General features: G+C 64.2%; 7 protein-coding genes, 1 tRNA gene and 1 pseudogene. 7 read left to right on the top strand and 2 right to left on the bottom strand.

The genetic code is table 11. From position 1 onward, the window contains the following. A partial coding sequence (locus tag AAFX91_RS36015; protein WP_394569688.1) for a tRNA-uridine aminocarboxypropyltransferase occupies positions 1-649 on the top strand: 649 nt, incomplete at its 5' end. Positions 650-693: 44 nt separating this feature from the next. Here the strand turns inward: AAFX91_RS36015 and AAFX91_RS36010 are convergent. Together AAFX91_RS36010 and AAFX91_RS36005 are read right to left on the bottom strand one after the other, a co-directional pair. Continuing rightward, positions 694-767, bottom strand: a tRNA-Cys gene (locus tag AAFX91_RS36010). Between the two features lie 163 nt (positions 768-930). Further along, positions 931-1,113 carry a hypothetical protein gene (locus tag AAFX91_RS36005; RefSeq protein WP_130579187.1) on the bottom strand — a complete coding sequence of 61 codons (183 nt, stop codon included), beginning with the start codon at positions 1,111-1,113 and terminating at the stop codon, positions 931-933. A 257-nt stretch (positions 1,114-1,370) separates the two neighbouring features. On the opposite strand from AAFX91_RS36005, the gene AAFX91_RS36000 reads away from it, so the two are divergent. From AAFX91_RS36000 to AAFX91_RS35975, 6 genes and pseudogenes are all read left to right on the top strand, one after another. Continuing rightward, a complete protein-coding gene (locus AAFX91_RS36000; protein ID WP_245476142.1) occupies positions 1,371-1,550 on the top strand; it encodes a hypothetical protein in 180 nt (59 codons plus the stop codon). 260 nt (positions 1,551-1,810) lie between these two features. Continuing rightward, on the top strand, positions 1,811-2,713 hold the full coding sequence (locus tag AAFX91_RS35995) for an ABC transporter substrate-binding protein (protein WP_130579185.1): 903 nt from the start codon (positions 1,811-1,813) through the stop codon (positions 2,711-2,713). Beyond that, positions 2,713-4,283 (top strand): annotated as a pseudogene (locus tag AAFX91_RS35990) (amino acid ABC transporter permease/ATP-binding protein). The gene AAFX91_RS35995 and the pseudogene AAFX91_RS35990 overlap by 1 nt, the downstream one beginning before the upstream one ends. Before the next feature lie 52 nt (positions 4,284-4,335). Then, positions 4,336-5,577 (top strand): acetamidase/formamidase family protein, encoded by a 1,242-nt coding sequence (locus tag AAFX91_RS35985; RefSeq protein ID WP_130579181.1) that lies wholly within the window; start codon positions 4,336-4,338, stop codon positions 5,575-5,577. Between the two features lie 131 nt (positions 5,578-5,708). Next, positions 5,709-8,057 (top strand): acetamidase/formamidase family protein, encoded by a 2,349-nt coding sequence (locus AAFX91_RS35980; protein WP_394569689.1) that lies wholly within the window; start codon positions 5,709-5,711, stop codon positions 8,055-8,057. A gap of 16 nt (positions 8,058-8,073) precedes the next feature. Beyond that, positions 8,074-8,457, top strand: coding sequence for a RidA family protein (locus AAFX91_RS35975; protein WP_130579179.1), 384 nt, complete (start codon positions 8,074-8,076; stop codon positions 8,455-8,457). Positions 8,458-8,653: the final 196 nt, after the last annotated feature.

The raw sequence follows: 8,653 nt of genomic DNA, 5'->3' as shown, positions 1-8,653 counted from the left end.
TGCGCCAATACTGGATGCCGATCCGCTACGCACGCGCCCGCTGATCACTGCGGACGTGGGAGCTCTTACCGCTTACGATAGGGCGCTCGGTACCGCACGGCTGACCGCGCGCCATTTCGAGGAAGCGGTGGTACGAATCGGGCTGTCCTGGCCGAGCCTGTCCAAGGCGCTGGAGCAACCGGTGGCTGACCCGTCGCGCTGGGCGGTGCTCTATCTCGGCTCCGCCAAGGTCGCCGATCTCGACACCGAAGCCGAGGTCGTCGCCATCGACCGCAAGGGCGCACTCGAGCCGAACCAGCGCGGCATCCTCGGACGCATCGAGGGCATCGTGCTGCTCGATGGCACCTGGAGCCAGGCCAAGGCGCTGTGGTGGCGCAATCCCTGGATGTTGAAATGCCAGCGGGTGATTCTGGGCCCCCGCCAGCCGTCACGTTACGGCCAGCTTCGCCGCGAACCGCGCCGCGATGGACTTTCCACGATCGAGGCGGCCGGCCTGCTGCTCGCCGCGCTCGAAAAGCGGCCCGACATTGCCGAAACCCTGAACGCCAGCTTTGAGCGGATGCTGGCAAGATATCGCCAGGTGCAGCGGACGATGCCGGAACTCGCCCCAAAACCGAAGAAGCGCGATTTTCGTCGCCGGAAGCGATGAAAGCGACGCCTCATCTATCAGGCGTAAGCTATTGATTGTATGAGTGGAGGCCACGACCAGAATTGAACTGGTGTACACGGTTTTGCAGACCGTTGCGTAACCACTCCGCCACGTGGCCCCAAGCGGGGCGGATCAATACAGAGGTTCAAGGACTTAGGCAACCGGCCCCGAACCGGTTCCTGCAGAATTCTGAAACTCCGGCTACCTCGCCGGCACCGCGGTACACAGCGCCTTTCTGCAGGCGGCGATTGGATTTGGCTGGATGGCGGGAGTGGCGCTCTTTAGCAGGAGGCGAACCAGCCATCCGGAAATGGGATGAGCGGCCAGGGCGTCTGGTTGTCATTCGCGGGGCGTGGCGGCGGCTGGAAGCGCGGCAATGGCTGAGCCATGAAATCCTCCTGCGGCGTCGGGGCGACGGCTGCTCGCACGGCGTCCAACACCAGATCAAATTCAGCTTCGCTCATTGCGCTCTCCGGGGGTTGTGAGCGCAACGTCGCAAAATGGGTTTGTAGGCGGATTGAGCGGATCGCTTCAATTTTAGCGATCCGGCAGCCGCCCCCTCACTTGGTTACCAGAGTCTTGCTAGTGTCGTATGAACGCTATTGCCGGCGCGGTCCCACCGCACTGTGAGAAAAATCACATTTGACCAAAATGAATTCGCGTAAGTCGCAATCACGCCTGCGGCGGAGCAGGGCAGGTTTGAGCTTAGGGAGACGCGGTCATGAAGGCAAGCGTTACGCGACTGGCAGCCTTGAAAAGCCGCGCCCGTCGGGTGTCCACCCTCAGCCTTTTCCTCACGCTGTTCGCGGCCGGATCGGGCAACGCGCTCGGCTCGTCCGAGCAGCGCCGGGCCTGCACCCCCGACGTCTACCGGCTTTTGCCGGCGAAATCCCCAACGTGAAAGCCATCATCGCCTGCCTGAGCCGCAGAAGGCCAGTCTGAGCGCCGCATGCGCCGCCGTGTTCGAGTAATGAATCGCCCGCGCCAAACGTCGGGCTGTCGCCGAATACAATTTGAGCAGCCGTTGCCCAAACCGCAGGCCCGCTCCATCCAATTTTTTGTACGCCGCCAGACAAGCTTTTGCGGAGCGGTTCCCCGTAGCCTTGCCTTCGAGCTTTGGAACATGGCCGTGGCCATGACAACGTCGGAGGAGCTGGCAACATGCAGAAATGGCTTTGTGGGGAAGCACGGCGCGCGTCACTTCCGTGGCGTCGGGCGATTCTGGGCGCGATCGTCGCCGCGGGATTTCTGGCGCCGCTAAGCGCGCAGGCGGCGGCGCCGGCGGCATGCGCGGCGCTTCAGGAGAAATATCCGGACTGGAAGGGCAAGACGCTCGTCAACGCGATCAACCCGCATACGCCGGGCTATGAATCGATCGACCCGAAAGACCCCAGCAAATATATCGGCTTCGACATCGATCTCGGCGAGATGATCGGTGAATGCCTCGGCTTCAAGTTGACCTACAAGGCGGTGACGTTTGCCGCGTTGCTGACGACGTTGGCCAGCGGGCAAGCCGACATCGTGATCTCGGACATCTACGCGACCGAGGAGCGCGCCAAGGCGGCTGACTTCATCACCTATTCGAAAGTATTCGACGGCGTGCTGGTCGCCAAGGGCAATCCGAAGGGCATCAACGGCATCAATCTTTCGCTGTGTGGCGCGGCGGCGGCCGAAAATACCGGCTTCGTCGAGGTGCCGCTGGTGCAGGCCCTCGTTCCCCAGTGCAAAGCGGCCGGCAAGCCTGAGCCGACGCTGCAGCTCTACGAGAACAACGCCAACTGCATCCAGGCGATCCTGGCCGGCCGCGCCGACACCTACATCAACGACGTCAACACCGTCGATAACGCGGTGAAGGCCTACCCGGACAAGCTCGAGAAGGCGATCGCGGTGACGATCCCGTATTCGGTCGGCATCGCCGTACCCAAGAACAAGCCGAAGTTTCGCGACGCTGTGATGGCCGCACTGACGGAGATCTACAAATCCGGCGACCAGCTCGCGCTGCTCAAGAAGTGGGGACTTGATCCCGACAATCTCAAGGAACCGGGCCTGCTGACCGTCAACTGATGTCCCTGTTCCTGCACTATCTCAGCCTGCCTTACCTGCTCGCGGGCATCGAGCTCTCACCCTGGAGGTGACCGCCCTCGGGCTCGCAGGTGGGCTGATCCTCGGGCTGATCCTGGCCTGGATGCAGCTCAGCCGGTTCTGGTGGCTGGCGGCGATCGCGCGCGGCTACACCGTGATCTTCCGCGGCACGCCGCTGATCCTGCAGATGGTGTTCGCCTACGACGCGCTGCCGCATATCGGCATCAAATTGCCGGCCGTGCTGGCGGCCGGCCTCGCGCTCGCCTGCAACGAGGCGCCGTTCATCGCCGAGATGCTGCGCGCCGGCGTGGTCGGCGTCGAGCGCGGACAGATCGCCGCGGGACAGGCGCTCGGCATGACGCCCGCGGTGCTGATGCGGCGGGTGATCGCGCCGCAGGCGATCCGCACCATAATCCCGGCCTTCGGCAATGAGTCCGTCAGCGCGTTGAAGAATTCGTCGCTGGCCTCCGTGATCGCAGTCCAGGAATTGACGCTGCGAAGCACGCAGCTTGCGTCCTCGACCTTCGATTTCTTCTCGATCTTCTTCGCCTCCGGCCTGATCTATCTCGTGCTGACCGGCGCAATCAGCGGCATCCAGCTCGCGTTGGAATGGTTGCTCGATCTCGATCGTACCTCGCGTGAACGCAAGCTTGCCGATTATCTGCCCTGGCGCCGGGTCGATCTCCTGACCAAGCTGGAGCTTGCCGAGAAGACCGCGCCGGCGGTCGACGTTGCGGCCGGCATAGAGCCGGAAATTCCGGTGCCGCCGTCCAGGACGCTGACGCCGGAGGAACGGGCCAGGCGCACCGCGACGATCGCGCGCAACAATATCGCGGTCGAGGTGAGGGATTTGCGCAAGAGCTATGGCGAGCAAGATGTGCTCGATGGCTTGAATCTCACGGTTCGCGTCGGCGAGGTCATCGCGCTGCTCGGACCCAGCGGCTCCGGCAAGAGCACATTGCTCCGCTGCATCAATCATCTGGAGAATTGGGATGCCGGAACGGTGCATGTCGGGGGACGGCGGCTCGGCTTCGACGACCACGGCAGGCTGCTGTCGCCGCGCGCGATCGCCAATGAGCGCGCCAACGTCGGCGTCGGCATGGTGTTCCAGCAGTTCAACCTGTTCAGCCACCTGACGGCGAAGGAGAACATCGCCGGACCCTTGCGCTGGGTCCAAGGCATGACGCGAATTGATGCCGACCGTCGCGCGCGCGAACTGCTCGACCGCGTCGGCTTGAGCCATCGCGCCGACGCACTGCCGCGGCATCTGTCAGGCGGGCAACAGCAGCGGGTGGCGATCGCCCGCGCGCTGGCGCCAAACCCGAGTGTGCTGCTTCTGGACGAGCCGACTTCGGCGCTCGATCCCGAACTCGTCAACGAAGTCCTGGAAGTGATCCGGCGGCTCGCCATCGACGATGGCCTGACCATGATCATTTCGACGCATCAGATCCGCTTCGCTGCACATGAGGTGCTCTCCAACCCGCGCAACCCCGTCACCGCGCGCTTCCTCAGCGTGATGGAAGCCGACGAGACGCCGGAGGCGGTGAGATGAAGTGTCACGCGCCAGAACTTCGATCGTTCCGATCCCCTGAAGAGGCACTTGCATGAGGCACTTTACCCTGCCGGTCTCGCCGGCCACCGTTCACTGGGGCTACTTCAGCAAGAAGGTCGCGCCGGCGCTGACGCTGCGTTCGGGCGACCGCGCCACCATCGAGACGCTGACCCATCACGCCAACGACGATTACGAGCGGATGATCGCCGGCGATCCAGGCGCCGAGAGCGTGTTCCACTGGACACGTGAGCACAAGGGGGTGGCGCGCCGCGGCTCCGGCCCGACCGAGGGGCCGTTCATTCGCGGCGCCGGCGAGGGGCTTGGCGTGCACCTTCTCACCGGGCCGGTCGCAATTGAAAACGCCGAGCCCGGCGACGTCCTGGAGGTGCGGATCCTCGACATCAGGCCGCGCCCGAGCTGCAGCGCCTGCCACGCCGGCCGTTGTTTCGGCTCGAACGCCGCAGCCAATTGGGGCTTCCATTATCACGATCTCATCGAGGAGCCGAAGCCGCGCGAGGTGATCACGATCTTCGAGCTCGACACCTCGGGCGAGCCGTTCGCGAAAGCCGTCTACAACTACGTCTGGACGCCGCAGACCGACCCTGATGGCATCGTGCACGCCACCATCGACTATCCCGGCGTGCGGGTCGACCATGCGACCATCCGCAAGCGCGAGAACATCCTCACCGGCGTCAAGGTGCCGGCGCGGCTGCATTTCGGAACCATGGGGCTTGCGCCGTCGGAGGCCGACTATGTCAGCTCGATCCCGCCGAGCTATACCGGCGGCAATATCGACGACTGGCGGATCGGGAAGGGCGCGCGGATGTATTATCCGGTGGCCGTCCCCGGCGCGTTCTTCTCGGTCGGCGATCCCCACGCCGCGCAAGGCGACAGCGAACTCGGCGGCACCGCGATCGAGACCTCGCTGACCGGGGATTTCGAATTCATCCTGCACAAGAAGAATGATCTCGGCGGAACCGCGCGCGAGGGCCTCGCGCATCCGATGTTGGAGACTGATCATGCCTGGTCAGTCTATGGCTTCACCTATCCGAACTATCTCGCCGAGCTTGGCGTCGATGCGCAGACGGAGATTGCCAACCGCTCCAGCCTCGACCGTGCGATGCGCGATGCGTTCCGCAAGCTGCGGCGGTTCCTGATGACCGTGCACCGGCTGAGCGAAGATGAGGCGATTTCGCTGATGTCGGTCGGCGCCGATTTCGGCGTCACCCAGGTGGTCGACGCCAATTGGGGCGTCCACGGCACGATCCGCAAGAACGTCTTCAGGTGCGACTAATGCATTGAGAATGGGCTGCTTTTGATCGCGGGTTGAATTCACTGGCGTCGTTTTGACGCCGCCATTTTGGCGGAGGACTGCGCTTGTCTGGCACGCGGGTTGCTTCGATCGGCCCTGATTGGGTCGAACCGATGAGCTTCCGTCCGTTCACGAGTGAATCCTACGCGCGCGACGACCGCCTGGAGGCCTGGCGGGACGTCCTGGCCGCGGTCGGGCTGCAGCCGGCTTCAGCAAGCGCATTCGACGACGGTCACGCGACGGCCTCGCATCGCAACGCCGCAGGCGTGGCGCTTACGCGGATCGCCGCGGGATCGCAGGGGATCGCGCCGCTGCCGCAATCGGGCGAGGGGTTACCGATCGTGCTGCTCCCGATCGAGGACGGCGCGATGCTGCGGCAAGGCGGAAGCCATCGTATCGTTCCCGTCGGCCATCTCCTGCTGCTGCCGCGCCAGGGGGACTGGAGCCTGATGTTCCAGCGCGACATGCGGGCGATCATCCTATCAGTTACAGCCGAAGCGCGGCACGGCCGCCTCATCGGCAGGCCGATCGCGTCCGAAGCCCGCGTCGTCGCGCCCGCCGGTTTTGCCGATGTGTTCTCGCGATTGCTGGATGCAACCTCCCGCACCCTGGAAACGCTGAGCGACGTCGAATGGGCCGCTATTGCACAAAGCCTCGTCGATCTCCTGCTGACGCTCGCGCACCAGTCCACCTCTCCCGCGTCAGAGGTCGCCGGCACCGCCACGCAAGCTGCGACCCTGCACCGGATTTGCCAGACCATCGAGCGCAACCTCGACAACCCCGAGCTTGCGCCGTCGCGTGTCGCGCAGGCGGAAGGGATTTCCGAGCGCTACCTGCAAAAGCTGTTCGAGGGCGTCGGCGACAATTTCTCGCACTATGTACGCGAGCGCCGGCTGCAGCGCGCCTGGTCCGATCTGTCGAACCCGGCGGAGGCGCATCGATCGATCTCGGAGATCGCCTATCGCTATGGCTTCAGCGACTCCGCGCATTTCAGCCGCGCGTTCCGTCATCGCTTTGGTCTGCCGCCGCGCGAGTTTCGCCAGCAGGAGGCCGAGCGCGCAGCGCCATCGTCGATCGCCGCGGGTCAGCGCGGCTGGCCGCAGGAGGCGCTTGCGCAATTGCGAACGCATCAGCCATCGAGCGTCGGCAGAAATATCGCGGCTGGCACGCCGACCCCGGCGCAGGAAGGTAAGTGCGAGGGCCGCCCAGCCCACCATCATCTCTCCGTTGACGCGAGCCGCGTGCATTGGGGCTATTTCAGCCGCACGCTTGCACCTCAGGCCGAGATCAATTCCGGCGACACGATCACGATCGAAACCCTGACGCAGCATGCCTCTGACGACCCTGATAGAATGATCGCGGGCGATCCTGGCGCCGAAAGCGTGTTCGGCTGGAGCAAGCAGCGCAAGAATGTCGACCGGCGCGGCGCCGGTCCGATGGACGCCTCGGTGTTCGGGCGTGGCGCGGGCGAGGGCTTCGGCGTGCACATCTGCACCGGGCCGATCGCCGTGAAGGATGCACAGCCCGGCGATGTCCTGGAGGTGCGCATCCTCGATATCGCGCCGCGGCCGAGCGGCAATCCGCACTATGAGGGCAGGGTATTCGGCTCCAGCGTCGCGGCGTGGTGGGGCTATCACTACAACGAGTTCCTGGCCGGCCCCAAGCCGCGCGAAGCCGTGACGATCTACGAGATCTTTCATGACGAGACGCCGCATGCGCGTGCGCTCTATTCCTACCGCTGGGAGCCGCAGACCGATCCATTCGGCGTGGTTCATACGACCTACGATTATCCCGGCATTCCCGTCGCGCCTGGTTCGGTGAGGCGCCGGCACGCCGTGCTAGACGGCATCCGCATTCCGCTACGGCCGCATTTCGGTGTGATTGCGGTCGCGCCGCGCGAGCTCGACTTCGTTGATTCCGTACCGCCGTCCTATTTCGGCGGCAACCTGGACAATTGGCGGCTCGGCAAGGGGGCGACCGTCTATCTGCCGGTCTCGGTGCCAGGCGCGCTGCTCTCGGTCGGCGATCCCCATGCAGCCCAAGGCGACGGAGAGTTGAGCGGAACGGCGATCGAATGCTCGATGACCGGCACGTTCCAGGTGATCCTGCACAAGAAGGGCAATCTGGCCGGCCAACCGTTTGCCGATCTCAGCTATCCCCTGATCGAGACCGCGACCGATTGGGTGTTGACCGGCTTCAGCCATCCGAACTATCTCGCCGAGTTCGGTGCGCAGGGGCAGAGCGAGGTCTATGCGACGTCCTCGCTCGACCTCGCGATGAAGGACGCTTTCCGCAAGATGCGGCGCTTCCTGATGAACATCAAGGGTCTCACCGAGGACGAGGCGATCGCGCTGATGTCGGCGGCGGTCGATTTCGGCGTCACCCAGGTCGTCGATGGCAATTGGGGCGTGCACGCAATCCTGAGCAAGCGGCTGTTCGAGGACGTGGCTACGTCGCCATAACAGAAGGATACCGAGATTGAAGTTTCACATGATCGCCGGCGGGCCAAAACCCGTGGCGCCCTTCAGCCACGCAGTCGAGACCGACGGCTTTGTCTTCGTCACCGGCCAGATGCCGGATACGTCCGCAACCCCCGGCGTATTGCCTGATGGCATCGTCGCGCAGACCAAGGCGGTGATGGAAAATCTGCGCGTTGTGCTCGAGGGTCTCGGTCTCGGCTTCGAGCACATCGTGATGTCGCGCATCTATCTCACGCGCTTCAAGGAAGACTACGCCGCGATGAACGAAACCTATCGCAGCTATTTCCCGCCGAACCGCCTGCCGGCACGCACTTGCGTCGGCGTCACCGGGCTTGCCTATGATGCACTGATCGAGATCGATCTGGTGTGCCGCCGGCCGTGAGTGCCGGCGAGTTCGCGATTGATCGCGCGGCCCGCCACGCTGTCCCCGCGAAAGCAGACCCATAACCACAGGGAGGTGTTGTGGCGCGAGCAAGCGGTTGCAGCGGAGCACACCACATAGGCCTGTGGTTGATGGGGTGGACGGCCCCCTACGGCATCAGTTGTGCCAGAATGAGGTTGTCGAAATCTCAAACGAG

Origin of the sequence: Bradyrhizobium sp. 31Argb (genome assembly GCF_043638955.1) — a bacterium.
Lineage (GTDB): Bacteria > Pseudomonadota > Alphaproteobacteria > Rhizobiales > Xanthobacteraceae > Bradyrhizobium.
Note: the sequence above shows the minus strand (reverse complement) of the source record. Positions and strands in the feature narration are given on the sequence as shown.